At 65.1% G+C, this 281-nt stretch carries 1 protein-coding gene; it reads left to right on the top strand.

The genetic code is table 11. The features are described 5' to 3' along the window. Positions 1-281, top strand: a 281-nt coding sequence (locus HZI36_RS26780) for a GTP-binding protein (RefSeq protein WP_246327247.1), incomplete at both ends; no start/stop codon positions are given.

Below are 281 nucleotides of genomic sequence, written 5' to 3' on the forward strand. Positions count from 1 at the left end.
CCGGAAGAAAAGGCGCGCGGCATCACGATCAACACGGCGCACGTCGAGTACGAGACGGCGAACCGTCACTACGCGCACGTCGACTGCCCGGGCCACGCCGACTACGTGAAGAACATGATCACGGGCGCCGCGCAGATGGACGGCGCGATCCTGGTGTGCTCGGCCGCTGACGGCCCGATGCCGCAAACGCGTGAGCACATCCTGCTGGCGCGTCAGGTCGGCGTGCCGTACATCATCGTGTTCCTGAACAAGTGCGACATGGTGGACGACGCGGAACTGCT

Source organism: Burkholderia guangdongensis, assembly GCF_013403875.1.
Classification (GTDB): domain Bacteria; phylum Pseudomonadota; class Gammaproteobacteria; order Burkholderiales; family Burkholderiaceae; genus Burkholderia; species Burkholderia guangdongensis.